Origin of the sequence: Janthinobacterium sp. PSPC1-1 (genome assembly GCF_049897625.1) — a bacterium.
Taxonomy (GTDB): Bacteria; Pseudomonadota; Gammaproteobacteria; order Burkholderiales; family Burkholderiaceae_D; genus Janthinobacterium; species Janthinobacterium tructae.
On the sequence record NZ_JAFCWP010000002.1, the window covers coordinates 101,732 to 126,394 of the forward strand.

The following is a 24,663-nucleotide window of genomic DNA, read 5'->3' on the forward strand; positions in this document are numbered from 1 at the left end:
CGGGCTTCCCCCGGTCCTTCAGCGCCCCTCGTGCGTCAGTTGCAGGAAATGGTTCAGGATATGAAAGTGGTCTTCGAAGAATTGCTCTTCCATGGCCGGCAGCGAGGCCACGGGCACCCATTCGGCCAGCGCCGCATCGTCGGCCGCCGTCACTTCCGGCAGCTGGCGCGTTTTCAAGTCAAAATAGTGCGCATGCGTGATGGTGCGCCCGCGCTGGCTGCGGTCCGGGTGGTCGAACACGGCCACGCCAACCAGTGCCTCGACGAGGGTGGGCGCCAGCACGCCCAGCTGGGTTTCTTCCGCCAGTTCGCGCAGGGCGCCCTGCAGCAGGCGTTCGCGCGGCTCCAGGAAGCCGCCGGGCAAGGCCCACAAACCCTTGCCCGGATAGCCGCCACGGCGCACGAGTAAAACGTGGCCGCCCGTCTGCACCAGCGCGTCCACGGTGCAAAAGATGGGCGCATACGGCGCCGTGCGCCAGCGCGCCTTGTACGCTTCGATGGCGCGGTATTCCTGCACCAGCGGCGCGTACCACGGCAGCAAAGTCCATGCTTTGACATATTGGCCGATGGCCGCCGGCAGCAGCTGCGCCACGGCGCTCAGCGACACATCCACGTCCTCGGCCTCGAACAGCACGTTGCGAATCGCCGTCGCGCCGATGGGCGCACCCGCATCGATCTCCAGGTTGAGTAACTGCCAGTGCGGGAAGTGGTGCAGGTAGTAACTGGTGGCGTCCTTGAAGCAGGCCACCAGGGTGACGCGCTGCGCTGCGGGCAAGGCGCCCGCCACGGCGCGCCGCACGGCGTCGGCCCACAGGCCATCGTCGTAGTAATCGCGCACGGCCACGTAATGCACGCGCGCGCGCTGCGCCTCGGGTAACGTCGCGGCGATCATGGCGGCCCGTTCCTGCCACGTAAACGGATTCTTCGGGCTGCGCGCATGGAAGGCGGAGCCGAGCACCACCACCACCTGGGCAGCGGTCGTCAACGCCGTCTGCAGCAAGCCGGCATGGCCATTGTGAAAAGGCTGGAAGCGGCCGATCAGGATGGCCGCATCGGCGGGATAGGCGGGATAGGCGAGGGTCATGCGTCGTCTCCGGTGGGGTAGTGGGCGGCGATCGGCAATTGGCGCCCGCTGCCAAAGGCGCGCGAACGCACGCGGATGATGGGCGCCGCCTGGCGCCGTTTATATTCGTTGTGGGCGACCATGCCGAGGATGCGCGTCACCAGCGCGCGCCCCTCGTCCGTCTCGCGCAGCTGGTCGACCAGGGTCAGTGCTTGCGCGCTTTCCTGCGCCGGCAAACGCCGTCCCTCGATATGCCACTTCAAGATTTCATCGAGCACGGGGTACGGCGGCAAGCTGTCGGTGTCGCGCTGACCCGGCGCCAGTTCCGCCGACGGGGGTTTCTCCAGCACGGCGGCGGGGATCAGTGCGCGCCCGGCGCTGGTGTTGATGTGGCGCGACAGGGCGAACACCTCGGTTTTATACAGGTCGCCGATCAGTCCCAATCCCCCATTCGTGTCGCCGTACAGGGTGCAGTAGCCCACCGAGATTTCACTCTTGTTGCCGGTGGTGAGCAGCAGGGCGCCAAACGCATTCGAATATTCCATCAGGATCGTGCCGCGCACACGCGCCTGCAGGTTTTCCAGCGGCAGTCCCTGCAGCTTGCCGTCAAACGCGGCCGCATAGCCGGCCTCGTACTGCGCCACGATGTCGCGGATAGCATGCGTGGTCAGCGCGATGCCCAGATTGGCGCACAGGGCGACGGAATCGGTGACGGAGCCGGCACTGGAAAACACGGACGGCATGGTGATGGCCGCCACGTTGTCCGCGCCGAGCGCCTCGACGGCCAGGGCCAGGGTCAGCGCCGAATCGATGCCGCCCGAGCAGCCGACGACGACTTTCGTAAAACGGCAGCGGCGCGCGTAGTCGCGCAAACCGAGCACGATCTGGCGCCGCGCAAACTCCACGGCGGGGATGCCGTCCGGGTCCGGTACGGGAAACGCCGCGCCATCGGTACGGCTAAAACGGCCAGCGGCAAAGCGCAGCAATTGAAAATCCTCGACGAAGCGGGCCGCCTCGAACTGCACTCCCAGGCTGGGCGAGAGGGCGAACGAGGCGCCGTCGAACACGAGTTGATCCTGGCCCCCCACCTGGTTGACGAACAGCAGGGGCAGATTGACGCGCGCACAGGCGGCACCAAACACGGCGTGGCGCTGCGCGCGCTTGCCGATGTCGGACGGGCTGGCGTTGATGCTGACGATCAGGTCGGGCCGCGCCGCATGCAGGGCCTCGAAAGGGTTGACGGCGTAGGCGCGGCCATCGTCGTTCCAGCCATCCTCGCAAATCATGAAGCCGACTTTACAGCCGGCGATAGTGAGGGTGCAGGCGCCGGGTGGACCCGGCTCGAAATGGCGGCCCTCGTCGAAGATGCCGTACGTGGGCAGCAACTGCTTGTAGTACTCGGCGACGATGCGCCCGTCACGGATGGCCAGCAGGGCGTTATACAGGGGCTTGCCGACGCCGGGGTTGGGCCGCGCCGTGCCGATGACGGTGACCAGTTCCGGCCAGCGCGTGGACGCTTCCAGCAACTTATTCAGCGCCTGCTGCATGGCGCGCAGGAAGGCGGCGTCCTCGAACAGGTCGCCCGGGTAATACGCGCACAGCGACAGTTCGGGACACACCAGCAGATCGGCGCTATCGCTGCTGGCGCGCTGCATGCGCGCAGTGATGGCGGCGACATTGGCGTCGAAGTCGCCCACGGTGGGATTCATCTGGGCGAGGGCGATGGTCAGCATGGTGATCCTTCAATTGGTTCCGCTTGAAACCACTATCCTGCCTGAAAACGTTTCTGAAGGTACTGATGCAATCGTGCAAGTGCCGATCCAGCCCCTACAAGGTCTTGAGCCAGGCTCGCAAGCGCGTGCGCGCATTCGCATACGGCGACGATGTATTGAACTGGATCATGCGCCCCATCGTGTAATGCGTGTACCAGGGCTGGCCATACAATTGCGCATCGTCATGCGCGTCGATCAGCGCCAGCAACTGGTCTTTCGCCTGCTCCAGGCGCTGCAGCAAGTCGTGCATGTCCAGTTCAGCATAGTCCGCATAGAAGCGCTGCGCCAGGGCGCCCAGAGCGTTCCACGTGAAACCTTCGGCGGGAAAAGCGATGTCCTCGATGCGTTTGCCGTCGCGCAGCTGCGCGTGCCAATGCAAGACCAGCTCGTTCCACCCCACCAGATAGGCAAGCAGATCGCACACGCTCATGCGCGTGCCCTTCACTTGTCCTTCCAGCACGGGATCGCGCGCCAAGGCCGGTGGCACGCGCGCCAGTTCCTGCGCCAGCTTGGCGTACGTGGTGTTGATGGCGTCGACCAGTTCCTGCTTGCTGTTCGGGATCGCCATCACGCCGCCTTCACGACAGGCAAGCCGGCCGCCTGCCAGTCGTCGTAACCGCTGCCCAGACGGCGCGCATGCAAGCCGTGCTGGCGCAGGGCCGCCACGGCCTGCACGGACAACACGCAATACGGGCCGCGGCAGTAGGCGGCGATTTCTGCGTTCGCGGGCAATTCGCCGAGGCGACGCTGCAAGTCTTCAAAGGGAATATTGATCGCGCCGGGCAAGTGGCCGGCGGAAAATTCCTGCGCGGGCCTCACGTCGAGCACGGTGATGCTGGCTTCCTGCAAGCGCGCCAGCAACTCGTCGCCCGTGATCGCTTCCACGTGGTCGCCCCGGCTCAGCGCCTGCAACTCGCTGCGCTGATGCTGCGCATACAGCTCCAGCGCGGCCAGCAGCTGCACGATGGGGCCGCTACCGAGCCGGTACAGCACGCGCTTGCCGTCGCGCCGTGCCTGCACGAAGCCGGCGCGCCGCAGCTGCTGCAAATGCTGGGAGGTATTCGCCACGGACAGGCCCGTCAACTCCACCAACTGCTCCACCGCAAATTCTCCCTGCGCGATCTGCCCGAGCAGGTGCAGACGCGGCGCACTGCCTAAAATATGGCCAAACGCGGCGGAACCGGTGAGCAATTCAATATCAGCATTTTTCATTGACACGATGCTAGCACCCTTATAACATTCAATCAACAAATTGAATGTTATAAGGTGACAGCAATGCAAATACTCTGGCTCGATGCGCTGGCGATCGGCGTGGGCGCGACGGCGGTGATGGATGTGTGGGCGGTGGCCTTGAAGCGCTTCTGGTGCATCCCCTCGCTGAACTTGGCGATGGTGGGACGCTGGCTGGGCCATTTACCGCGCGGTACCTTGACGCATGCCAACATCGCCCAGGCGGCGCCCGTGCGCGATGAAGCCATCCTGGGCTGGACCGCCCATTACGTGATCGGCGTGCTGTTTGCGGCCGTGCTGCTGGCGCTGGTGGGGCAGGAGTGGGTGCGCCAGCCGACGTTCGCGCCAGCGCTGCTGGCGGGCCTGGTGAGCGTGGCCGCGCCGTTTTGCATCTTGCAGCCAGGCATGGGCGCCGGCCTGGCCGCCAGCAAGACGCCGCATCCGAGCGCCGCCCGCCTGCGCAGCCTGATGGCCCACACGGCGTTCGGCATCGGCCTGTACCTGGCGGCGCTGCTGTGGTCGACGGTGCGTTAAGACGTCATTGGCGGCACGGGTGCGGGTGCCACCGTCGGTGCGGGTACCGCCGCCGAGATGGCCGGCGTTTCCGGCTGCGCCGGCACGGTGCTCAGCACCATCGTGCTGGGCTTGGCAATCGCGATATGCGCCTCGTCCAGGCGCTTGAGCAGCTCGAACAGCAGGGCGCTGCGGATGCCCGACGTCAGGCGCGGCGACGAGGCATAGCCGGTAGCGTTGAACAGCAACAGGCCGTTGTCGATACCGTCGAGCTGCACGCTGGGCGCCGGCGTGTCGAGCACGTCGGGATTGTCGACAAAGGTGGACAGGATCAGCGCGCGCGCCGCTTGCGCATCCGTACCCAGCGGCAGCGGCAGCTTGACCTGCACCAGGCCCAGCGGATTGGCCAAGGTGACGTTGCGCACCGTCTTGGTAATGAATTCCGAGTTCGGCACGATCACCGTGGAACGGTCGCCCAGTTGAATTTCTGTGGCGCGCACATTGATGCGGCGAATGTCGCCCTCCACGCCACCGAGCGAGACCCAGTCGCCCACTTTCACAGGACGCTCGGCCAATAAAATCAGGCCGGACACAAAGTTCTGCACCACCGCCTGCAAGCCGAAACCGATACCCACCGACAAGGCCGACGCCACCCACGCGATGCGTTCCAGGCCGATGCCGGCCGCCGACAGGGCCAGCGCCACGGCCAGCACCCCGCCGATATAGCCAAACAGGGTAATGAACGACACTTGCATGCCCGTATCGAGATTGGTAGTCGGCAAATAACTGTTTTGCAGCCAGCGCTTGAACAGGCCCAGCGCCACAAAGCCGACGACCAGCACCAGCAGGGCCTGGATCAGCGCGGCAGGGCGGATCGCCACCTCGCCGATGGCCAGGCCATCCTGCAGCTTGCCCACGCGCTGGAACAGCTCGCCCGGACCTTCACCGAACGGCGCCAGCAGCAGCATCAGGGCCAGCAGCACGACGATGGCGCGGCCGATGCCCGACAGCAGCACGGCCGCCTGGTCGCGCGCCTTGGGCGTGGCCAGCACGGGATTGACGACGTCCGGCGGCGGCGGCGTGGAGGCCAGCAGCATGCAGATATCGTCGACCAGCACCGTCAGCAGATAGGTGCTGCCCACCACCACGATGACCCAGGCGATTTGCTTGGCAATAAAACTGCCGAAGGCCACATAGCCGACCAGCAAACTGATGACGCTCGACGCCAGCGCCAGCCACAGCAGCACCGTGACGCAACGCAGCCACAGCGGCGTGACCAGGGTGGCGGGATCGGCCTCGCGCAACAAGCGCCAGCAGCGCTCGGCGCGCATCAAGCCATAGGCGATGGTCGTGCTCATCACCAGGGCGACGATGCAATTGACGGCCACGGCCGTCGACAGGCCCGCATTGATGACGATGGTGACGCGTTCCGTGGCCCATACGAGCACCACGATGAAGGCAAACGTCGATGGAAAATGGCGCAAGCGGTGCGCCAGCGCGTCGGGCAGGGGCAGCAAGCGCCACGACACGCGCCAGGGCGACAGCAGTGCGTGGCCCAGGCCCGCCGTAAAACCGGCAAAACAGATGATGCCGATCAAGCTGCTGAGGAAAGTCGAAGTTTTTTCAGACAGGCCGCCATCCCAGCGCAAGCCCATGGCCAGCAATTCGGCCACCAGGCCCGGCGTGGCCGCCGCCAGCACCAGCACGGCCAGCGCATGCAAGGAGCGGCGCAAGCGGCCATGTGGCACGCGGGTGGCCGTGATCACCAGCAGATAGCGCGACACCCAGACGCTGGCGCCGATCACGGCCACGATACCGGCCAGCAAGCCGCCCCAGGCCGACCACGGCGTGGCGCGTGCGGCGTTGGCCAACTCCAGCTCCAGCGCCCGCAGGCGTTGCAGATTCTGCGGCAATTCGGCATGCAGCTGTTTCCAGAAGGAACCGGCCAGGATGGACGCCGTGCGCTCGCCCAAGCGCGCCTGCAGCTGCGCGCGGCGCGCCGTCGACACCTGCTCGGACGCCTGCGTCGCTTCCACGGCCAGCAAGCGCGCCAGCTTCACTTGCGCATCGAGCGCGCTGCTGGTGCGGTCCAGCTGGCTGCGCTGCGCCGCCACGTCAGGGGCCTCTTTCGTGCCCGCCGCCGGCTTGCCCAGTTCGGCCAGCCGCGCCTGCACGCTCGACAGGGTAGGCGCGAGCGCATCGGCCACCTTGTCCGCCTCGGCGCTGGCCGCCAGCGCATCGGCACGCATCTGCGACAGAGTCGCGTCATCGAGATCGGCATCGCCATCGAGCGCCTTCTGGATGGTCGTGATTTGCTTGCGCAAGCCATCGAGGCGCTGATCGGCAGTGGCGGCATCATCGACGGGCTGCGACCAGGCCGGTGGCGCGGCCAGCGAGCACGCCAGCAGCAGGGTCAATAGCAGCGGCAATAGCCAGCCGCGCCAGGGCTGGCGCGGGGAAGAAAAATGGGAGGTACGGAATGAAATCATGCGGTCCTATCGGCCAGGTCAATACGGGTGAAAGCGAGACAGCATCGCGCCAGCAGGCGCTGCGGCAAAGAGCAGCGGCGGGCGATGGGTGTTACGGGAGTTGCTTAACTGTACGGCAAACAGCGACAGCCTAGCGCACTCCAGCGATAGATGGCGGAAATTTTCGTGCGGCAAGAATGATGGCCAAGCGCGCGCATGGCACCGGCGCTACGGCAGTTTGATTTGATGCACTTGCTTATCGGAAGCAATAAAACGCGGCTGCCACGGCGGATTGATGACGGTGATGTCCGTCACGCCCAACTTGGCGAAGTCGTCAGCGGAAAAGGTCCACCCGATCACCTTGCTGTCGGCATCGAAGTGGCGTGCCAGTTCGGGCGTCTGGCCCATGGTCGTGATGCGCTGCTGGACACCTATCTGCGCAAAATACTGGCGTTCGGCCTCCCGCTGGGAAGCCAGCCATGTTTGTATCTCCACCTGCAACTGCTGACGCATGGCTTGCCGCTCGGCTGCCGGCAGGGCCGCCAGCATGGCTTCCTGCTGCTCATCGACGGCGAACGTGGCGCTACTGAGGCCGCCGTGATAGCCGACCACGGCAAAGTTGCTGACGATCTTGCGGGGTGCGGCGGTAAAAACGTAGTTGGCGCACGAGGAAAAACAATACTCGAGCACCTTGACCGTCAATGCCCGCGCCCGCACCCATGTGCCCAACGCCATGCCGGCATCCGTCGGGCCGCCCTTGCTGCGGATGGCCAGCACGCGCGGCTTGGTTTCCTCGGAAGCGAACAGCGCCAGCGCACGCTGATTCGCCTCAACCGAGATGCTGCCGACATAATTGAGCTCACCGTTGTCCAGATAGACCTGGGTACTGGTTTCTGCGAGCGCCAGCGGCGCAGACAGTGTGGCGACAAGAAGAGGCGCAAGGCAGGCAGTCATGTGCATGGAAGATGGAGCAGGGACATAAGATGAAAAACCGCGGCAGGTCTGGCGGACATCCTCAGATTGTAAGATATTTTGCAAATACAATAAGATTTTCCATTTCTTCCAGGCCAGCGTTCGCGCCGGCACAGTGGGAGCAATTTCAGAATAGCGCGACGGGGGCATGCCGGCCCCAGTTTATTGATGAACACAAGATTGAAATTAACCGCTTAAAATTCAATTTTATGTTTACCTGAAAGATTAATTGCTGCGCCCATATTCTTTCAACCAAGGACCACAATCCGCCGGTACAAGCTGCGAATGGCGAAGGCACCAGCTCCCGCGCCTGGCCGAAGAACTGCGGCGCATCGGCGCGCCACAGGAAGACGGCATCGGACGGCATCGAGCTGTTCGACCGCATCGATATTTCACCCGTCTGCTAGGAGAGTTCTCTGCGGATGATTGCTGCGCCGGCGCTGAGCGCATACAGTTTGCCTCTTGCCACCTGACGCGACAAGGGCGCCATGCCGCAGTTGGTGCTCGGGTAGAGCTTGTCGGCATCGACAAACCGCAGCGCTTTGCGCAGGGTGTCGGCCACTTCCTCCGGCGTTTCAATGGTATTGGATGCCACGTCGATGGCGCCGACCATCACTTTTTTGCCACGAATGAGTTCAATCAGGTCGATCGGGACACGCGAGTTGTGGCATTCCAGCGAGATGATGTCGATATTCGATTGCTGCAGCTTGGGGAACGATTCTTCATATTGGCGCCACTCGGAGCCCAGCGTATTTTTCCAGTCGGTATTGGCCTTGATGCCGTAGCCATAGCAAATGTGCACAGCCGTTTCGCACTTGAGCCCCTCGATTGCCCTTTCCAGCGTGGCAATCCCCCAATCATTGACCTCATCAAAGAAAACATTGAATGCGGGTTCGTCAAACTGGATGATGTCGACGCCAGCCGCCTCCAGTTCCCTGGCTTCCTGATTGAGGATCTTGGCGAATTCCCAGGCCAGTTTTTCGCGGCTTTTATAGTGGCTGTCATACAGCGTATCGATCATCGTCATGGGACCCGGCAGGGCCCATTTGATCGGCTGCGTGGTTTGCTGGCGTAAGAATTTGGCGTCTTCCACAAAAACCGGCTTGGTGCGGCTCACGGCGCCCACGACGGTCGGCACGCTCGCATCGTAGCGGTCACGAATTCTGACGGTCTCGCGCTTGTCAAAATCAACGCCGCTCAGATGCTCGATAAACGTGGTGACGAAATGCTGGCGGGTTTGCTCGCCATCGCTGACGATATCGATGCCTGCCTGCTGCTGTTCCTGCAGGGACAAACGTAACGCATCTTGTTTGCCCTCAATCAATTCCTCGTCCTGTAATTTCCACGGCGACCAGAGTTTTTCAGGCTGCGCCAGCCAGGAAGGTTTGGGCAAGCTGCCGGCAGTGGATGTAGGCAATAATTTTTTCATGATCAGTAATGTCGTGTATGTTGATTAAGCAGAGAGCGTGGTCGCAGCCCATTGTTCAAGAATATGCTTGTAGGGCTTGATGAAGTGCTCTTCCGTATATTTGCCCTGCTTGACAGCCAGCTGGCTGCGCTCTTCCCGGTCATAGACAATTTGCGTCAATGAATAATCCTGATTCTTCAGGCTGGGCTGATAGCATTTCCCCGCTGCGGAATTGGCATTGTAAATTTCGGGCCGGTAGATCTTTTGGAACGTTTCCATCGTGCTGATGGTGCCGATCAGCTCAAGATTGGTGTAGTCGCCCAGCAGGTCGCCGATAAAATAAAATGCCAGCGGTGCCGCACTGTTTGGCGGCATGAAATAGCGCACCTGCATCCCCATTTTCTCGAAATATGCATCCGTCGAGGAGAACTCATTTTGTTGATACTCGACACCCAGGATGGGATGCTGGTTTTCAGTGCGCTGATAGATCTTGCTGCTCGAGGCGCTGAGGCAGATCACCGGCGGCTTGCTGAAGTGCGCTTTGTAAGTAGTTGAATTGACAAAGTGTTTGAACAGCTTGCCATGAAAGTCGCCAAAATCATCGGGTGCACTGAATGCAGATTTATTATTGTTGTGCTCTGCCAGCAGCACGCTGAAGTCGTAATCGCGCACGTAGGAGGAGAAGTTATTGCCGGCAATGCCGTCGATGCGCTCTCCGGTTTTTTTATCGAGGATATTCGGCTTCAATATCTCGATCAATGGGATGTTGCCCCCTGCGACAGCAATATTTAATTCTACGGAAATGATTTCAAGCTCAACTGAGTAGCGGTCTGCCTTCGGGTTGTCCCAATGCGCCAGGTTGTTGAAGCGATTGGCTATCATTTTCAGGGTGTTGCGCAAGTTCTCCTGGCGACGCTCTCCCCTGGCCAGATTGGCAAAGTTGGTTGTCAGGCGCGTATTGTCCGATGGGTGATAGTTTTCATCGAAAACAATGCTCTTGATGCTGAATACAAAATCTTGGCTCATGGTGATCTGGTGTCCTGATTGCTGCGAAAAGATGAATGTGTTGATTGCTTGGTGAGCGTGCGGATGCGTATCAGGCTGCGACCAGCTCTTCAGCGGTGGCAGATTGCGCATGGCGCGTCAGGCCGATCAAGGGCAATGCCCGTTGGACCGCCAGTGTCGCCCGCTGGATCAGGGCTTCGTTGTGCGGACGGTAGTCGAGGAAATCCTGGTCGGTCGCGTAGACGCCCAGCGGCAAGGTGCGCGCCTGGAAAAAGCTGAACAGCGGCCGCAACTGGTGGTCGATCATCAGGGCATGGCGCTCGCTGCCGCCGGTGGCCGCCAGCAAGACGGGCTTGTCGATCAAGGCATCCTGATGAATGAAGTCGAAGAAGTGCTTGAACAGTCCCGTGTAGGCGCCGCGGAAGACCGGTGTTGCCACCACCAGGATGTCGGCTTGCTCGACCGCCGCAAGTTCCCGCTCCACCGTCTCGGGCAGGTGGGAGCGCCAGGTCGCGCCGGCGAGCTGCGGTGCGAGCTGGCCCAGTTCGACCAGGCGCTGTTCGCACAGCACTTCATCGGCGATCAGGTCCATCAGGTGCTCTGCCAGGGCTGCCGCCTTGGAAGGACGTTGCAGCCCGCCGGAAACCGCTACTAGACGCAGGGGACGTGTCATGTTTGCTTTCATAGGGAGTGATGCGCGAGGGCGAAGAATGCCAACAGCAAGAGGATGGATGATAGCGGCGGAAACCCATGAAGTATAATGGTCTTATTTCATACATCCATGAACATGGCTCATCTCAATGCTTGAACGCATCCACCTCAGCATCGTCCAGCAGGTCGAAAAACAAGGCTCGTTGACGGCCGCCGCAGGCGTGCTGCACCTGACCCAGTCGGCCCTGAGCCACAGCATGAAGAAGCTGGAGCAGCAACTGGGCACCGACGTCTGGCTGCGCGAAGGGCGCAACCTGCGCCTGACGCAGGCCGGCCAGTATCTGCTGGCGGTGGCGAACCGGGTGCTGCCGCAACTGGACCTGGCCGAAGAGCGCCTGGGGCAATTCGCGCAGGGCGAGCGCGGTGCGTTGCGCATCGGCATGGAATGCCACCCTTGCTACCAGTGGCTGCTCAAAGTGGTGTCGCCCTATCTGGCCGCATGGCCCGATGTGGATGTGGACGTCAAGCAGAAGTTCCAGTTCGGCGGGATCGGCGCGCTGTTCGGCTACGAGATCGACCTGCTGGTCACGCCCGACCCGCTGTACAAGCCGGGGCTGACATTCGAACCCGTGTTCGACTACGAGCAGGTGCTGGTCGTGGCCAAGGGGCATGCCCTGGCGTCGGCGGCGTATGTGAAGCCGCAGCAGCTGACCCAGGAAGTGCTCATCAGCTACCCCGTGGACATCGAGCGCCTGGACATCTACAACCAGTTCCTCTTGCCGGCCGGTGTCACGCCCAAGCGCCACAAAGCCATCGAAACGACCGATATCATGCTGCAGATGGTGGCCAGCGGCCGCGGCGTGGCCGCCCTGCCGCGCTGGCTGGTCGAAGAATACGCAGCCAAGATGGACGTGGTGCCGGTGCGGCTGGGTGAGCGCGGCATCGCCAAGCAGATCTTCCTTGGGGCACGCGAGACGGACACCGCCATCGACTACGTGCGGGCCTTCATCGAGCTGGCGCGCCAGCCGGCCAGCGCGCAAGAAAGCTAAGCGCCTTGCCAACCTCGCGTTACCTGGCACTGCCCTGCGAACCCTGATGCCTGCAGTGACAGCACCGGAGATAGACCGGGCAGAAGGACTACGTGTCCCGGAAACGACAACGCCACCCGGAGGTGGCGTTTATTCTTGCTGGCCCGGGGCGCAATCGAAGCACCGGCACCAGGATTTTCAATCCTGGTGTCCTCCCATGTGAGGCTTACTCCACCGTCACCGACTTCGCCAGATTACGCGGCTTGTCGACATCCGTGCCGCGCGCCAGTGCCGTGTGGTACGCCAGCAATTGCAGCGCCACCACGTGCAGGATCGGCGACAAATCGCCGTAGTGCTCGGGCAGGCGGATCACGTGCAGGCCTTCGCCGGAGCTGATGCGGGAATCCACGTCGGCAAAGACGTACAGCTGGCCGCCACGGGCGCGCACTTCCTGCATGTTCGATTTGAGCTTTTCGATCAGCGCGTCGTTCGGCGCGATGGTGACGACCGGCATTTCATTCGTCACAAGCGCCAGCGGGCCGTGCTTCAGTTCGCCGGCCGGATACGCTTCGGCGTGGATATACGAGATTTCCTTCAGTTTTAACGCGCCTTCCAGGGCGATCGGGTAATGCATGCCGCGGCCCAGGAAGAGGGCGTTTTCCTTGCGCGCGAATTCCTCGGACCAGGCGATGATCTGCGGTTCCAGCGCCAGCACGGACGCGATGGCGACGGGCAGGTGGCGCATGGCTTTCAGGTGCGCCGCTTCCTGTTCTTCCGTCAGGCGGCCATTGACTTGCGCCAGGCACAGGGTCAGCAGGAACAGTGCCGCCAACTGCGTCGTAAACGCCTTGGTGGACGCCACGCCCACTTCCACGCCGGCGCGCGTGATGTAGGCCAGTGCACATTCGCGCACCATGGCGCTGGTGGCCACGTTGCAGATGGTCAAGGTGTGATGCATGCCCAGGCTGCGCGCATGTTTCAGGGCGGCCAGGGTATCGGCCGTTTCGCCGCTTTGCGAAATCGTCACCACCAGCGTGTTCGGGTGCGGCACGCTGTCGCGGTAGCGGTATTCGCTGGCCACTTCCACGCTGACGGGCACTTTCGCAATCGCTTCGATCCAGTACTTGGCCGTCATGCCCGCATACGAGCTGGTGCCGCAGGCGAGGATCAGCACGCGGTCGATCTGCTTGAAGATGGCATAGGCCTTGTCGCCGAACAATTCCGGCATGATGCCCGTCACGCCTTCGAGCGTGTCGCCGATGGCGCGCGGCTGTTCAAAAATTTCCTTCTGCATGTAGTGGCGGTACGGGCCCAGCTCGGCCGCACCCGTGTGCGCATGCACGGTTTTCACTTCGCGCTCGACGGACTTGCCATCGACATCGACGATCCAGCAGCGCGACAATTGCAGGTCGACCACGTCGCCTTCTTCCAGGTAGATGATCTGGTCGGTCGTGCCGGCCAGCGCCATGGCGTCGGAAGCGACAAAGTTTTCGCCATTGCCCAGGCCGACGATCAGGGGCGAGCCCTGGCGCGCGGCCACCACGCGGTGCGGCTCGTCGCGGCAGAAGACGGCGATCGCGTACGCGCCGTCCAGGCGTTTCACGGCCTGCTGCACGGTGTCGAACAGGTCGCCGTTGTACATGTGCTCGACCAGGTGGGCGATCACTTCCGTATCCGTCTGGCTTTGGAAGACGTAGCCGAGGGCCGTCAGTTCGGCGCGCAGCTCATCGTGGTTTTCGATGATGCCGTTATGCACCAGCGCCACGCGGGCGTTCTCTTCCGTTGGGGAAAAATGCGGGTGGGCATTGAAGGAGACAGGGGCGCCATGCGTGGCCCAGCGCGTGTGGGCGATGCCCGTAAAACCGCTCAAGCCCTCTTCGGCGATCTGCTTTTCCAGCTCGGCCACGCGCGAGGTGGAGCGCGAACGCTGCAAACGGCCATCGGCGTGCAGGGCGATACCGCAGGAATCGTAGCCACGGTATTCCAGGCGCTTCAAGCCTTCGAGCAGGATGGGAGTGATATTACGTTGCGCTACCGCGCCGACGATGCCGCACATGGAAACCTCTGTCTAAAAATTCATCAATGCACGCATGCTAATGCAGAGCGTATGAAATATGCTTTCTAAATACGTGTATTTTTGACTGAATATTTCACGGCTATTTTGCGGTGAAATATTATTTCATTTAAACTGTATTTATTCTCTAATTCATCAAAATCATGAGCGAACACAACATTACTCTCGACGAGATTGATCGTCGCATCCTGAACGCCTTGCAAATTGATGCATCGCAAACCAACAGTGAACTGGCGCAAGCGGTGCATGTCTCGGCGCCCACCTGTTTGCGGCGCGTCAAGCATTTACGGGAAAGCGGCGTCATCGAGCGGCAAGTGGCCATCGTCGCGCCGCAGCTGGTGGGCGCGCGCCTGACGGCCATCGTGGAAATCACGCTCGACGTGCAGGCGGCGGAACGCATGGCGGAATTCGAGCAAGTCGTGGCGGACGAGCCCGCCATTCTGCAATGCTACCGCGTCTCGCCCGGACCCGACTTCGTGCTGATGGTGCAAGTGGCCGACATGCCCGCGTATCATGCGCTGGCGCACCGCCTGTTTGCCGCGCACGCCAATGTGCGCAACGTGAAAAGCTATTTTTCCACGTTTCGCAGCAAGTTCGAGACACGCATCGCCGTCTGATTTGCCATGCGCCGATTATCCACCGCTTGCCCACATGCTTATACGCGTCTTGCGCACCGCTTATACGGCACTTTTGCACAGGCTTATACACAAGCAGGCCAGGCTCCATGAGCGATGGCAGGACGATTTTTCTCCAGCAATCTTCAGACTGGACGAGGCCATGCCCCGGCAAGCGTGTTGCCACTCATTCATACCCACGAGCCAGGCATTGCCACGGTGACTTTTGCACCGCTTTCACACAGCTTGCCAACAGGCTTTTGCACCACTTATCGACAGGTTTATCCACAGCCGCACGCAGAGGGAACATCAGGGACGCACTTGCGCGTCGGCATAAAACCGGTAACCGGCATTGCGGGCGGTATTGATGGGCAAGGTCATGCCGGTGGCCTGCTCGGCCTTGCGGCGCAAACGGCTGATCTGGGTGTCCAGGCGGCGCTGGTCATAGCAGAGGAAATTCTCGCCCAGCGACTGGACGATCTGCTGGCGGCTGACGATACGCTCCGGTTCGGCCATCAGGACGTGCAGCACCGTCACATCCTGTTGCGACAGCGCAATGGCGTCGCCACCAGGCGGCAGCAGGCGACGCGGCCCCACTTCCAGCACCCAGGCCGTGACGGGTGCCGCGATGGCAGCAGCGGCCGGTTCGCCCAGGCGCCGCGCCAGCGCGCTCAGGGTGGCCGCCAGTTCATCCAGGTCGGCGCTCTTGGGCAGGTAATAGTCGGCGCCGCCGCCCAGGCCGTTCACCTTGTCCCGCGTCGTGCCGCGCGCCGTAAACACGACGATACCGATGGGCTGACCCTGCGCCCGCAAGGCGCGCACCAGCAGCATGCCGTCGCCATCGGGCAAGCCCAGGTCGATGACGGCGATGCGGTGCAGCGCCGGTGTGTAACAGGCGTGAAACGCGGCCAGGTCGGCGACGGCGGTCACGCGGTAACCGCAGTCACAGAGGAATTCGGTCAATTCCTGCCGCAGCACGGCTTCGTCTTCAAGCAAAATGAGGTTCAACATGGCGCAAGGATAACCGATCGTCATGCTGCCGGGAAGCAAGCCGCAGGGGCGTCATGCCCCACATGGTAAGCTCCTGCGCCATGAAAATCCTGTTCGCCATTGTCCTGTTCTTCGCCACCCTGCAAGCGCTGACCGGGGCGGCCGCGCCCGTATCGGTGCCACTGACGCTGCCGGCCAGCGGGCAGCCCGTGTCGGCCAACGGCCACATGCAGATGCTGCGCGACACCTCCGGCCAGCTGGGTCCGGAGACCGCACTGGCCGCGCCAGGCTGGCGGCCCCTACCTGGCGCCGTCAGTGCCGGCTACACGCAGGATGCTATCTGGCTGCGCCTGGAGGTGACGCGCGCGGCGCGGTCGCCCGATGAATGGGTGTTGCGTTTTAGCAACGCCGTACTCGATGACGTGCGCCTGTATCGCCAGGATCAGGCCGGACACTGGCTGCGGCAAGAGGCGGGCGCCGACGTGATCCGCGAGGCCTGGCCCATCGATGCGCGCCAGGTGGTATTTCCCGTGCAGCTGCAAGCGGATCAGCCACAGCGCTGGCTGGTGCGCCTGCACACCAAAAAAGCCATGTCGACGGAGCTGACGTTGTTGCCCAGCGCCAGCTTCGACGCGTCCTCGCGCCGCGAATACCTGTATTACGGCTTGCAGTTTGGCAGTTATTTGCTGCTGATCCTGTTCCATATCTTTTTCTGGCGCATGACACGCGAAGCCCACAGCGGCTGGTACCTGCTGTATGTGTTGACGAATGCCACCACGGAAGCGCTGACGATCGCCATTCCCCAGCAGATCTTCGCCATGCCGAACGGCTTGTCCGACCCCATGCTGGGCGTATCGATGGCCATGTCGATTGCCGTCGGCGCGCGTTTTTCCACCTTGCAGCTGGAGCTGCCCACGCTGTATCCCCGTTTCAGCCGTACCGTGGTGGGCATCACGGCCGCCGCCGCCCTGTTCGGGGCGCTGCTGGTGCTGCGCGGCGACTATGCTGCAGGCGTGCTGGTGGTGCAAATGACGGCCTTGCCGCTGATCGTGCTGTTCATCGGCCTGGCCAGCTGGCTGGCGCTGCGCGGCCATCGCCCGGCGCATGCCTTTCTGTTTATCTTCGGCATCTTTTACGCGGGCGTGGTGATCAGTTTCCTGCGCAATATGGCCATCGTGCCGCCCAATTTCTGGACCAACCATGCGGCCACCCTGGGCGCCTTTGTCCACATGATGCTGATGAGCCTGCGCCTCAACCGCCGCTACGCGGAATTGCGCCGCGCCAAGGACAGGGCACAGGCCGAGGCAGTGCGTGCCGTGCGCGCCCTGAATGAACGCCTGGAAGAGCAGGTGGCGCGGCGCACGCTGGCGCTGCAACAGGAAATCGGCCGGCGCGCCGCACTCGAAGGCGAATTGCGTGCCGCCCTGGAAGTGGAAACCCGTACGCGCGAAGAACAGCAGGATTTCGTTGCCATGGTGTCGCATGAATTTCACACGCCGCTGGCCATCATCAACACCACGGCCCAGCAGATTGCCCGCAACACGGAGGCGCCACGGGAAAAAACCCTGCAGCGCTGCCAGAACCTGCGCGAAGCGAGCGGCCGCATGACGGCGCTGGTGGATGAATACCTGAGCGCCGACCGCATGGAAACGAGCGCGGCGACGTTCCGTCCCCAGCCATGCGACTTGCGCGCCCTGCTGCACGCCGTGCTGGCCGAATGGCCCGATGGCCGCATCGATGCCAGCGTGCAGGCGCTGCCCGACAGCGTCGTGGCCGATGCCAGCCTGCTGCGCGTGGCCCTGCGCAACCTGCTCAGCAATGCTGACAGGCATGCACCGCAGACCCAGGCGATTCGCGTGCAAGCCGCCACGCTCGATGACGGCCGCGTGCAAATTGTCGTCAGCAATGCGGGCGAGCCCCTGCCTGCCGATGAAATCCCGCGCCTGTTCCAGAAATACTTCCGTGGCCGCATCGCCCAGCACAAGCCTGGTGCAGGATTGGGCCTGTACCTGGTACAGCGCATCGCCGAATTGCACGGCGGCCAAGTCACCCTCGACAGTGCCGGCAACAACGGCACCATCAGCTTCGCCCTGCGCCTGCCCGCCTGATGGCTCCGCATTCCCGACTGAATCAGTCGGGAATCGCTCAGGTTTGCCCAACTTTACATTCTTCCCTTCTGCTGCGCCTGCAAAACCTGGAACAGCGCAACGCCGTGTATCGCGGTGCCGGGCCAGGCGTGAACTGGGCGGGCAGCAGTGGAACGCCCGTGCCTATGTCGCCAGGCCTGCCCTGATCGACGGCAGTACTTGCACACATGCTATGCACCGCCTATTCACGCGCTTTTCCACAGGCTTACCCACAGCACCAATAGGCAAGCCGGTGGCAAAAAGACAGTTATCCCCACTTGTACCCAGACTATCCAACGCTTATCCGCAGCCTTACGCACAGACTTATCCACAATGCGGGGATAAGCGCCGCGACGCTGCTGACGGCGAGCGGCAATCGAAGGAAAAGGGGACGACAGGCGCATGCCAGGTGTAAGGAAGAAACTTGTCAACAGCTTATGCACGGGTTTGCACACAGACTTATCCGCTACTTGTGCAGCAGCTTACCCACATAGTTATCCACAAATAAAAAAGCAGGCCGCGAGGCCTGCCTGTGTGCAAAACTGAACGTGGCGCTTACTTCTTGATTTTCACGGGGCGCGTCCAGCCGTCGATGGTCACTTGCCGCGCGCGCGAGACCGTCAGCTTGCCGGCCGGCGCATCTTTCGACAAGGTCGTGCCGGCGCCCAGGGTGGCGCCCTTGCCGACGGTGACGGGCGCGATCAGCTGGCTGTCGCTGCCGATAAAAGCGTCGTCTTCAATCACCGTGCGGAACTTGTTCACGCCATCGTAGTTGCAGGTAATCGTGCCGGCGCCGATGTTGACCTTCGAGCCGATGGTGGCGTCGCCGATGTAGGCCAGGTGGTTGGCCTTGCTGTGCGCGGCGATCTGGCTGTTTTTCACTTCGACGAAGTTACCGATATGCACGTCTTCCGCCAGGACCGTGCCCGGGCGCAGCCGCGCGTAGGGGCCGATGATGGAGGCGGCGCCAACGACGGCGTCCTCGATATGGCAGAACGGCTTGATGTGCGCGCCAGCGGCCACCGTGGCGTTGATGATGACGTTGCTGGCGCCCACGCGCACGCCGTCGCCCAGTTCGACTCTGCCTTCGAACACGCAGCCGACGTCGATGGTGACATCGCGGCCGCAAATGAGTTCGCCGCGCACGTCGATGCGGGCCGGGTCCAGCAGGGTCACGCCACGCTCGAGCAGCGCTTGCGCGATATTGTTCTGGTGGATGCGTTCCAGCTGCGCCAGTTGCACCTTACTGTTGACGCCCGCCACTTCCCACACGGCAGCCGGGTGGGCCGAGGTGACGGCCACGCCATCGGCGACGGCCTGGGCGACGATATCGGTCAGATAGTATTCCCCCTGCGCATTGTCATTCGACAAGGCCGACAACCATTGTTTGAGCTGCACGGTGGGCGCGACCATGATGCCGCTGTTGATTTCGCGGATGGCGCGCTGTTCTGGCGTGGCATCCTTTTCCTCGACGATGCGCACGATGGCGCCGTGCTCGCGCACGATGCGGCCCAGGCCAAACGGATCGTCCTGTTCCACGGTCAAGATGGCCAGCTTGTCGTTGCCGGCCGCCTGCACCAGTTGCTGCAGGGAGGCGGCGCTGGTCAGCGGCACGTCGCCGTACAGGATCAGGGTCGGCACGCTGTCATCGAGCAAGGACACCGCTTGCTGCACCGCATGGCCGGTGCCCAGCTGCTGCGTTTGCTCGGCGGCGTCGATCGTCAGGGCATGGCTGGCCTTGTAGCCGTCGAGCAACTTCAGCACGGCGGCGCCCCCATGCCCGTAAATCACGCATAATCGGGACGGCGCCAGGCCGCGCGCCGTGTCGATGACGTGCGACAACAGCGGCTTGCCCGCCAACGGGTGCAATACCTTGGGCAGTGCCGACTGCATGCGTTTGCCCATACCGGCAGCGAGAATGACAACGTTCATAGACCGTCTTTTATAAGTTAAGAATATGAAAAAGTTTAACACGCAGGCCCCGTCTTCCATGCCCTTTGGGCGTTTTACGTATGCCGTGCTGGCCCTCATGCTCGTCGTCATGGCCGGCTGCAGCGGCTTGCGCCTGGCCTACAACAATGGCGATACCGTGCTGTACTGGTGGCTGAACGCGTATGTCGACCTGGACCGCGACCAGAAGGGCTGGGTGCGCGACGATATCGACAAGCTGTTCGACTGGCATCGCAAGACGCAATTGAAGGATTACGTGGACATCCTGCGCACGGGCCAGAAACAGTTGCAAGGCAATATCACGCAGGCGGATCTGATGGCCGACTACGGCGAGATCAAGCAACGCACCCAGGCGCTGCTGCTGAAGGCGGCGCCCGAACTGGCCGACCTGGCGCGCTCGCTCAAGCCCGAGCAAATCGCGCAGATGGAAAAGAAGTTCAAGTCGAACAATGACGATTACCGCAAGAAATACCTGAGCGGCGACCAGGAGAAGCGCCAGAAACTGCGCTACAAGAAAGCCATGGAGCAATTCGAACTGTGGTTCGGCAGCTTCAGCAGCGAGCAGGAAGCGATCATCCGCAAGGCGTCCGACGCGCGTCCGCTGAACAATGAGATCTGGCTCGACGAACGCATGCGGCGCCAGCAGAATGTGTTGAACCTGGTCAAGAAAGTCCACCAGGAAAAACTCGGCAAGGAAGCGGCCGCAGCCTTGATCACGACGTTGATCAAGGACAGTTTCGAGCGCCTGGAACATTCCGAGCGCAAGGCCTTCTTCGATGCCTACGAAAGCAGCACGGCACAGATGGTCTTGACGGTGATCAAGATCGCCACGCCGGCGCAAAAAGCCCACGCCGTCAAGCGCATGCAGGGCTGGATTGACGATTTCAATTCCCTGGCCGCGCAACCCAAATAGACAGGCAGCGCCAGCAGGGGAGGTGGGGCCATATGCTATAGTGGCCGCCACCGAATTGAAGAAATCCCCATGCAAAAAAAGATTAAAAAACCCGCCAAAGTCCCCGTCCACCACGCGCCGCCACCGAACCAGGTGCGCATCATCGGCGGCCAGTGGAAGCGTTCCGTGCTGCCTGTTTTGCAGGCACTGGGCCTTCGCCCGACACCGGACCGCGTACGTGAAACCGTATTCAACTGGATCAACCACTTGCGCGACGGCGACTGGGCCAACGCCCAGGTGCTGGACCTGTTCGCCGGCAGCGGCGCACTGGGCTTCGAGGCGGCCAGCCGTGGTGCGGCGTCCGTCACCATGGTCGACACACACACGCCCGTGATCCGCCAGCTGGAAGAAAACAAGGCGAAATTGCGCGCCGAGAATGTGCAACTGCTGCGCGGCGACGCGTTGCTGACGGCGCAAGGCCTGGCATCGCGCGGCCAGCGTTTCGACCTGATCTTCCTCGACCCGCCGTACCAGCAGGATTTCCTGGCGAAAGTGCTGCCCTTGTGCGCCAACCTGCTCAAGGAAGGCGGCATGGTCTATGCGGAATCGGGCTTGCCGCTGGTCTTCGACGAGAGCAGCGAACTGGACAAACCCGAGTGGATGGCGCCGTGGGAAGTCATCCGTGCCGACAAGGCAGGCACCGTTTATTATCATTTGCTAACTTACAACAAAGTGCCGGCAACTGCCTGAATCTGCCTATAAATGAGGCAAAAAGGCTCCCTGGCCCGAGGCGCGGCACCAAATTCAGGCATAATGCGCGTCTATATTGGTGCATCATCAGGGAGCCGCAATGGTTGTAGCCGTTTATCCAGGAACATTCGATCCGCTCACGCGCGGTCATGAAGATTTGGTGCGCCGCGCATCGGGTCTGTTTGACAAGCTGATCGTCGGTGTGGCCGACAGCAAGAACAAGCAACCGTTTTTCTCGCTCGACGAACGCCTGGAAATCGCCAACGAAGTCCTCGGTCACTATCCGAATGTGCAAGTGGAAAGCTTTTCCGGCTTGCTCAAGGATTTCGTGCGCAAGCATGAAGCGCGGGTTATCGTGCGCGGCTTGCGCGCCGTCTCCGACTTCGAATACGAATTCCAGATGGCGGGCATGAACCGCTACCTGCTGCCCGATGTCGAAACCATGTTCCTGACACCGTCCGACCAGTACCAGTTCATTTCGGGCACCATCGTGCGCGAAATCGCGGCACTGGGCGGCGACGTCTCCAAGTTTGTCTTCCCCTCGGTGAACCGCTGGCTGCAAAACAAGATTGCCGCCAATGCTGCATCATCGCAATAAGTAAGAGTGAAATCATGGCATTACTGATCACCGACGAATGCATCAATTGCGACATTTGCGAGCCCGAATGCCCGAATGACGCGATCTACATGGGCGCGGAAATCTATGAAATCGATCCCAACAAGTGCACCGAATGCGTGGGTCACTTTGACGAGCCGCAATGCCAGCAAGTGTGCCCCGTCAGTTGCATCCCCTTCAATCCCGCCTGGCGCGAAAGCCCGGAACAACTGATGGCCAAGTACGAACGCCTGCAGGCGGAATTACCCGCGGCAAAAACCTAAGCCTTTCTCCCGCGCCACTTCTGCGTGGCGCCAGCTTCTGCCAACTGTTCTACACTGTGTGCTGACTTATCCACAGCCCATGGTTTCCACGGAGGTAGAAGATGCAAATAAGCACATCCCGTTTGGGCCGCTCCCTGGCTTGTGCCTGCCTGTGCGCTGCCCTGGCACAAGCAGCGTTCGCCGTCGAGGTGGGCGGCGTCAAACTGGACGAGACGGTGCAGCTGGCCAGCCGCGAATTGAAACTCAACGGCGCTGGCGTGCGCTACAAGGTCATCTTCAAGGTCTACACGATTGCGCTGTACCTGCCGGAAAAGAAAACCCAGCTGGCCGACATCCTGGCGCTGCCCGGGCCGCGCCGTCTGGAAATCGTCATGTTGCGCGACATCACTTCCGACGAGCTGGGTCACGCCTTCATGCAGGGCTTGAAGCGCAGCTCCGACCAGGCCGACCGCACGCGCCTGCTGAGCCAAACGATGCAGTTCGGCGCCATGTTCGCCATGGTGCCCGGCCTGAAAAAAGGCGACATCCTGACGGTGGACTGGCTGCCGGAAGAGGGGACGTTGTGCAAGCTGAACGGCAAGCAGGTGGGCGACACGGTACCGGACCTGGCTTTTTATAATGCGCTGCTGAAGATCTGGATCGGCGCCCATCCGGCCGACACCTTGCTGCGCGCGCATTTGCTGGGCGATATGGCCTAAAGCGGCCTGAAGCAAAACGCGGGCGTAAAAAAAGCCGGCGCAGGCCGGCTTGTCATGCTGCAACAATTTAGCGCTCAGGCGCGCGTCGACAGGGCGCGCAATTCAGCAGCATTGCTGGGCGACACGCCATCCATCTTGCCCAAGGTGCGTTGCAAGACTTGCGCTTCGCGCATCTGCTGACGCGCCAGGCGCTCCTCGCGGCTCAGCTTGGGACGCACCACCAGCACCATGGCGCGGGCGATGCCCACCAGCAAAGGCTTGAACAGCAGGGCGAACGCGCCCACGGCGACGATCACCAGCACGAGTTGCAGGGCGTTCAGCAGGGAAATCTCCAGCACGGGTGCGGATACTGCGTACAGGGCGGAGGCGAAGGTAGACATACTGTTCCAGTGCATTATAGAATTTGCCAGTACTATAGTGCAGTGCAACATATAAATCTAATTCCATTTCTTGATACCAATTATATGAATCGTGAATGGAAAACGGTAATATTTTTTGACGAGTGAAAATATTCGCGCCCGGCGCGGTTTACACTCTCAAGTAATCAATTCAACTTTTATCTTGGGCTTTCCATGAGTTTTCTGACGCTGGATCTGAACTTGCTGCGTGTTTTCGACGCCGTCATGACGGAACAAAACCTGACGCGCGCAGCCGGCCACCTGGCGATGACGCAGCCGGCGGTATCGAACGCCATCAAACGCCTGCGCGAGAGCCTCGGTGACGAATTGCTGATCCGCACGGCATATGGCGTCAAACCCACGCCTCGCGCCGAAGCGCTGTGGCCATCCGTGCGCTCGGCCCTGGCCAGCCTGGAAGCGGCCGTCACGCCGGAAACTTTCGACGTGTCGAAGACCCACGCCACTTTCCGCATGGCCATGGCCGATGCGACGGCCGCCTTCTGGCTGCCCTCCCTGATGCGCTCGATCGAACGGGAAGCACCGGGCGTCAACGTGCGCATGATGCCGCTGACCACGCGCGAACCGCGCCCGATGCTGCTGCGCGGCGATATCGACCTGGCCGTGGGCTTCTTTCCCGGCGTGGCGGCGCAATTGTCGAGCGAAACGGGTTCGCCCATCCGCCACGAGCGCCTGTATTCCGGCAAGTATGTGTGCGTGATGCGGCGCGGCCATCCGCTGGCCGACAAGGAATTGACCTTGGATAACTATTGCGCGGCGAACCATTTATTGGTGAGCTTTTCCGGCCGCGCGCATGGCTTGATCGACGAGGCGCTGTCGCAGATCCACCGCGAGCGACGCATCCTGTTGACGGTCAACCAGTTCTTCACGGCCGGACGCGTGGTGGCCAATTCCGACCTGATCACCGTCTTGCCGCGCCATTTGATCGCCTCGACGGGCATGACGGAGTCCTTGCTGTACAAGGATTTGCCATTGACCTTGCCGGCCGTCCACCTGGACATGCTGTGGCACGAGCGCGATGCCCGCAGCCCCGCCCACAAATGGCTGCGTAATCATCTGGAAAGCATGAACACGCCTACTTTACGGACGGCCACGGCGGCCGGCGGCGGCGTGGCACCCAAGCCGCATATTGAATAAACCGTAGCCTACGCAAGAAAAAACGCCT

Annotated in this window: 23 protein-coding genes; 10 read left to right on the plus strand and 13 right to left on the minus strand. The window is 61.9% G+C overall.

What is annotated here, in order from left to right:
• Positions 1–18: 18 nt before the first annotated feature.
• From ACP7EG_RS07975 to ACP7EG_RS07990, 4 genes are all read right to left on the minus strand, one after another.
• Positions 19–1,083, minus strand: a complete 1,065-nt coding sequence (locus ACP7EG_RS07975) for a bifunctional nicotinamide-nucleotide adenylyltransferase/Nudix hydroxylase (RefSeq protein WP_426087220.1) — start codon at positions 1,081–1,083, stop codon at positions 19–21.
• Positions 1,080–2,795, minus strand: a complete 1,716-nt coding sequence (locus ACP7EG_RS07980; RefSeq protein ID WP_426087221.1) for an NAD+ synthase — start codon at positions 2,793–2,795, stop codon at positions 1,080–1,082. Before ACP7EG_RS07980 ends, ACP7EG_RS07975 begins: the two co-directional genes overlap by 4 nt.
• A gap of 94 nt (positions 2,796–2,889) precedes the next feature.
• Positions 2,890–3,402, minus strand: coding sequence for a ClbS/DfsB family four-helix bundle protein (locus ACP7EG_RS07985; protein WP_426087222.1), 513 nt, complete (start codon positions 3,400–3,402; stop codon positions 2,890–2,892).
• Entirely contained in the window at positions 3,402–4,046 is a 645-nt protein-coding gene (locus ACP7EG_RS07990) for an ArsR/SmtB family transcription factor (protein ID WP_426087223.1), read from the minus strand. The genes ACP7EG_RS07985 and ACP7EG_RS07990 overlap by 1 nt, the downstream gene beginning before the upstream one ends.
• 63 nt (positions 4,047–4,109) lie before the next feature.
• Between ACP7EG_RS07990 and ACP7EG_RS07995 the strand changes: the two genes are divergently transcribed.
• Positions 4,110–4,598: a DUF2938 domain-containing protein gene (locus ACP7EG_RS07995; RefSeq protein WP_426087224.1), complete on the plus strand. Its 489-nt coding sequence runs from the start codon at positions 4,110–4,112 to the stop codon at positions 4,596–4,598.
• On the opposite strand, the gene ACP7EG_RS08000 is transcribed toward ACP7EG_RS07995, so the two are convergent.
• From ACP7EG_RS08000 to msuE, 5 genes are all read right to left on the minus strand, one after another.
• Positions 4,595–7,066, minus strand: coding sequence for a DUF3772 domain-containing protein (locus ACP7EG_RS08000; protein WP_426087225.1), 2,472 nt, complete (start codon positions 7,064–7,066; stop codon positions 4,595–4,597). The genes ACP7EG_RS07995 and ACP7EG_RS08000 overlap by 4 nt on opposite strands.
• Positions 7,067–7,273: 207 nt before the next feature.
• Complete coding sequence (locus tag ACP7EG_RS08005) at positions 7,274–8,167, minus strand: hypothetical protein (RefSeq protein ID WP_426087226.1); 894 nt, start codon at positions 8,165–8,167, stop codon at positions 7,274–7,276.
• 253 nt (positions 8,168–8,420) lie between these two features.
• Complete coding sequence (locus ACP7EG_RS08010) at positions 8,421–9,446, minus strand: methionine synthase (RefSeq protein ID WP_426087227.1); 1,026 nt, start codon at positions 9,444–9,446, stop codon at positions 8,421–8,423.
• A 24-nt stretch (positions 9,447–9,470) separates the two neighbouring features.
• The gene (locus tag ACP7EG_RS08015) at positions 9,471–10,451 is read right to left on the minus strand and encodes a DUF1852 domain-containing protein (protein WP_426087630.1); all 981 of its coding nucleotides are present in this window, start codon (positions 10,449–10,451) and stop codon (positions 9,471–9,473) included.
• A 70-nt stretch (positions 10,452–10,521) separates the two neighbouring features.
• A complete protein-coding gene (gene msuE, locus ACP7EG_RS08020) occupies positions 10,522–11,103 on the minus strand; it encodes an FMN reductase (protein ID WP_426087228.1) in 582 nt (193 codons plus the stop codon).
• Positions 11,104–11,230: 127 nt separating this feature from the next.
• On the opposite strand from msuE, the gene ACP7EG_RS08025 reads away from it, so the two are divergent.
• Positions 11,231–12,130 carry a LysR family transcriptional regulator gene (locus ACP7EG_RS08025; protein ID WP_426087229.1) on the plus strand — a complete coding sequence of 300 codons (900 nt, stop codon included), beginning with the start codon at positions 11,231–11,233 and terminating at the stop codon, positions 12,128–12,130.
• Between the two features lie 205 nt (positions 12,131–12,335).
• On the opposite strand, the gene glmS is transcribed toward ACP7EG_RS08025, so the two are convergent.
• Complete coding sequence (gene glmS, locus ACP7EG_RS08030) at positions 12,336–14,165, minus strand: glutamine--fructose-6-phosphate transaminase (isomerizing) (RefSeq protein WP_426087230.1); 1,830 nt, start codon at positions 14,163–14,165, stop codon at positions 12,336–12,338.
• 161 nt (positions 14,166–14,326) lie between these two features.
• Here glmS and ACP7EG_RS08035 point away from each other — a divergent pair, with 161 nt between their 5' ends.
• Positions 14,327–14,800: an Lrp/AsnC family transcriptional regulator gene (locus ACP7EG_RS08035; RefSeq protein ID WP_426087231.1), complete on the plus strand. Its 474-nt coding sequence runs from the start codon at positions 14,327–14,329 to the stop codon at positions 14,798–14,800.
• A 306-nt stretch (positions 14,801–15,106) separates the two neighbouring features.
• Here ACP7EG_RS08035 and ACP7EG_RS08040 read toward each other — a convergent pair whose 3' ends face one another.
• Positions 15,107–15,808, minus strand: a complete 702-nt coding sequence (locus ACP7EG_RS08040; protein ID WP_426087232.1) for a response regulator transcription factor — start codon at positions 15,806–15,808, stop codon at positions 15,107–15,109.
• Between the two features lie 53 nt (positions 15,809–15,861).
• Here ACP7EG_RS08040 and ACP7EG_RS08045 point away from each other — a divergent pair, with 53 nt between their 5' ends.
• Positions 15,862–17,895 carry a 7TM-DISM domain-containing protein gene (locus tag ACP7EG_RS08045; protein WP_426087233.1) on the plus strand — a complete coding sequence of 678 codons (2,034 nt, stop codon included), beginning with the start codon at positions 15,862–15,864 and terminating at the stop codon, positions 17,893–17,895.
• Positions 17,896–18,468: 573 nt separating this feature from the next.
• On the opposite strand, the gene glmU is transcribed toward ACP7EG_RS08045, so the two are convergent.
• The gene (gene glmU / locus ACP7EG_RS08050; protein ID WP_426087234.1) at positions 18,469–19,845 is read right to left on the minus strand and encodes a bifunctional UDP-N-acetylglucosamine diphosphorylase/glucosamine-1-phosphate N-acetyltransferase GlmU; all 1,377 of its coding nucleotides are present in this window, start codon (positions 19,843–19,845) and stop codon (positions 18,469–18,471) included.
• Positions 19,846–19,870: 25 nt separating this feature from the next.
• Here glmU and ACP7EG_RS08055 point away from each other — a divergent pair, with 25 nt between their 5' ends.
• From ACP7EG_RS08055 to ACP7EG_RS08075, 5 genes are all read left to right on the plus strand, one after another.
• Positions 19,871–20,776, plus strand: coding sequence for a DUF6279 family lipoprotein (locus ACP7EG_RS08055; RefSeq protein WP_426087235.1), 906 nt, complete (start codon positions 19,871–19,873; stop codon positions 20,774–20,776).
• Between the two features lie 69 nt (positions 20,777–20,845).
• Positions 20,846–21,505, plus strand: coding sequence for a 16S rRNA (guanine(966)-N(2))-methyltransferase RsmD (gene rsmD, locus ACP7EG_RS08060; RefSeq protein ID WP_289950393.1), 660 nt, complete (start codon positions 20,846–20,848; stop codon positions 21,503–21,505).
• Positions 21,506–21,605: 100 nt separating this feature from the next.
• Entirely contained in the window at positions 21,606–22,103 is a 498-nt protein-coding gene (gene coaD, locus ACP7EG_RS08065; protein WP_034752633.1) for a pantetheine-phosphate adenylyltransferase, read from the plus strand.
• Between the two features lie 14 nt (positions 22,104–22,117).
• The gene (locus ACP7EG_RS08070; RefSeq protein WP_034752637.1) at positions 22,118–22,384 is read left to right on the plus strand and encodes a YfhL family 4Fe-4S dicluster ferredoxin; all 267 of its coding nucleotides are present in this window, start codon (positions 22,118–22,120) and stop codon (positions 22,382–22,384) included.
• 101 nt (positions 22,385–22,485) lie between these two features.
• On the plus strand, positions 22,486–23,082 hold the full coding sequence (locus ACP7EG_RS08075; RefSeq protein ID WP_426087236.1) for a chalcone isomerase family protein: 597 nt from the start codon (positions 22,486–22,488) through the stop codon (positions 23,080–23,082).
• A gap of 74 nt (positions 23,083–23,156) precedes the next feature.
• On the opposite strand, the gene ACP7EG_RS08080 is transcribed toward ACP7EG_RS08075, so the two are convergent.
• Positions 23,157–23,462 (minus strand): hypothetical protein, encoded by a 306-nt coding sequence (locus ACP7EG_RS08080; protein ID WP_426087237.1) that lies wholly within the window; start codon positions 23,460–23,462, stop codon positions 23,157–23,159.
• A 192-nt stretch (positions 23,463–23,654) separates the two neighbouring features.
• On the opposite strand from ACP7EG_RS08080, the gene ACP7EG_RS08085 reads away from it, so the two are divergent.
• A complete protein-coding gene (locus ACP7EG_RS08085) occupies positions 23,655–24,635 on the plus strand; it encodes a LysR family transcriptional regulator (RefSeq protein WP_034752642.1) in 981 nt (326 codons plus the stop codon).
• Positions 24,636–24,663 lie beyond the last annotated feature (28 nt).

What these genes read in the sequence shown, in the direction of transcription:
- ACP7EG_RS07975 (WP_426087220.1), bottom strand. Translation starts at nt 1,083, where the DNA reads ATGACCCTCGCCTATCCCGCCTATCCCGCCGATGCGGCCATCCTGATC.
- ACP7EG_RS07980 (WP_426087221.1), bottom strand. Translation starts at nt 2,795, where the DNA reads ATGCTGACCATCGCCCTCGCCCAGATGAATCCCACCGTGGGCGACTTC.
- ACP7EG_RS07985 (WP_426087222.1), bottom strand. Translation starts at nt 3,402, where the DNA reads ATGGCGATCCCGAACAGCAAGCAGGAACTGGTCGACGCCATCAACACC.
- ACP7EG_RS07990 (WP_426087223.1), bottom strand. Translation starts at nt 4,046, where the DNA reads ATGAAAAATGCTGATATTGAATTGCTCACCGGTTCCGCCGCGTTTGGC.
- ACP7EG_RS07995 (WP_426087224.1), top strand. Translation starts at nt 4,110, where the DNA reads ATGCAAATACTCTGGCTCGATGCGCTGGCGATCGGCGTGGGCGCGACG.
- ACP7EG_RS08000 (WP_426087225.1), bottom strand. Translation starts at nt 7,066, where the DNA reads ATGATTTCATTCCGTACCTCCCATTTTTCTTCCCCGCGCCAGCCCTGG.
- ACP7EG_RS08005 (WP_426087226.1), bottom strand. Translation starts at nt 8,167, where the DNA reads ATGCCCCCGTCGCGCTATTCTGAAATTGCTCCCACTGTGCCGGCGCGA.
- ACP7EG_RS08010 (WP_426087227.1), bottom strand. Translation starts at nt 9,446, where the DNA reads ATGAAAAAATTATTGCCTACATCCACTGCCGGCAGCTTGCCCAAACCT.
- ACP7EG_RS08015 (WP_426087630.1), bottom strand. Translation starts at nt 10,451, where the DNA reads ATGAGCCAAGATTTTGTATTCAGCATCAAGAGCATTGTTTTCGATGAA.
- msuE (WP_426087228.1), bottom strand. Translation starts at nt 11,103, where the DNA reads ATGACACGTCCCCTGCGTCTAGTAGCGGTTTCCGGCGGGCTGCAACGT.
- ACP7EG_RS08025 (WP_426087229.1), top strand. Translation starts at nt 11,231, where the DNA reads ATGCTTGAACGCATCCACCTCAGCATCGTCCAGCAGGTCGAAAAACAA.
- glmS (WP_426087230.1), bottom strand. Translation starts at nt 14,165, where the DNA reads ATGTGCGGCATCGTCGGCGCGGTAGCGCAACGTAATATCACTCCCATC.
- ACP7EG_RS08035 (WP_426087231.1), top strand. Translation starts at nt 14,327, where the DNA reads ATGAGCGAACACAACATTACTCTCGACGAGATTGATCGTCGCATCCTG.
- ACP7EG_RS08040 (WP_426087232.1), bottom strand. Translation starts at nt 15,808, where the DNA reads ATGTTGAACCTCATTTTGCTTGAAGACGAAGCCGTGCTGCGGCAGGAA.
- ACP7EG_RS08045 (WP_426087233.1), top strand. Translation starts at nt 15,862, where the DNA reads ATGCCCCACATGGTAAGCTCCTGCGCCATGAAAATCCTGTTCGCCATT.
- glmU (WP_426087234.1), bottom strand. Translation starts at nt 19,845, where the DNA reads ATGAACGTTGTCATTCTCGCTGCCGGTATGGGCAAACGCATGCAGTCG.
- ACP7EG_RS08055 (WP_426087235.1), top strand. Translation starts at nt 19,871, where the DNA reads ATGAAAAAGTTTAACACGCAGGCCCCGTCTTCCATGCCCTTTGGGCGT.
- rsmD (WP_289950393.1), top strand. Translation starts at nt 20,846, where the DNA reads ATGCAAAAAAAGATTAAAAAACCCGCCAAAGTCCCCGTCCACCACGCG.
- coaD (WP_034752633.1), top strand. Translation starts at nt 21,606, where the DNA reads ATGGTTGTAGCCGTTTATCCAGGAACATTCGATCCGCTCACGCGCGGT.
- ACP7EG_RS08070 (WP_034752637.1), top strand. Translation starts at nt 22,118, where the DNA reads ATGGCATTACTGATCACCGACGAATGCATCAATTGCGACATTTGCGAG.
- ACP7EG_RS08075 (WP_426087236.1), top strand. Translation starts at nt 22,486, where the DNA reads ATGCAAATAAGCACATCCCGTTTGGGCCGCTCCCTGGCTTGTGCCTGC.
- ACP7EG_RS08080 (WP_426087237.1), bottom strand. Translation starts at nt 23,462, where the DNA reads ATGTCTACCTTCGCCTCCGCCCTGTACGCAGTATCCGCACCCGTGCTG.
- ACP7EG_RS08085 (WP_034752642.1), top strand. Translation starts at nt 23,655, where the DNA reads ATGAGTTTTCTGACGCTGGATCTGAACTTGCTGCGTGTTTTCGACGCC.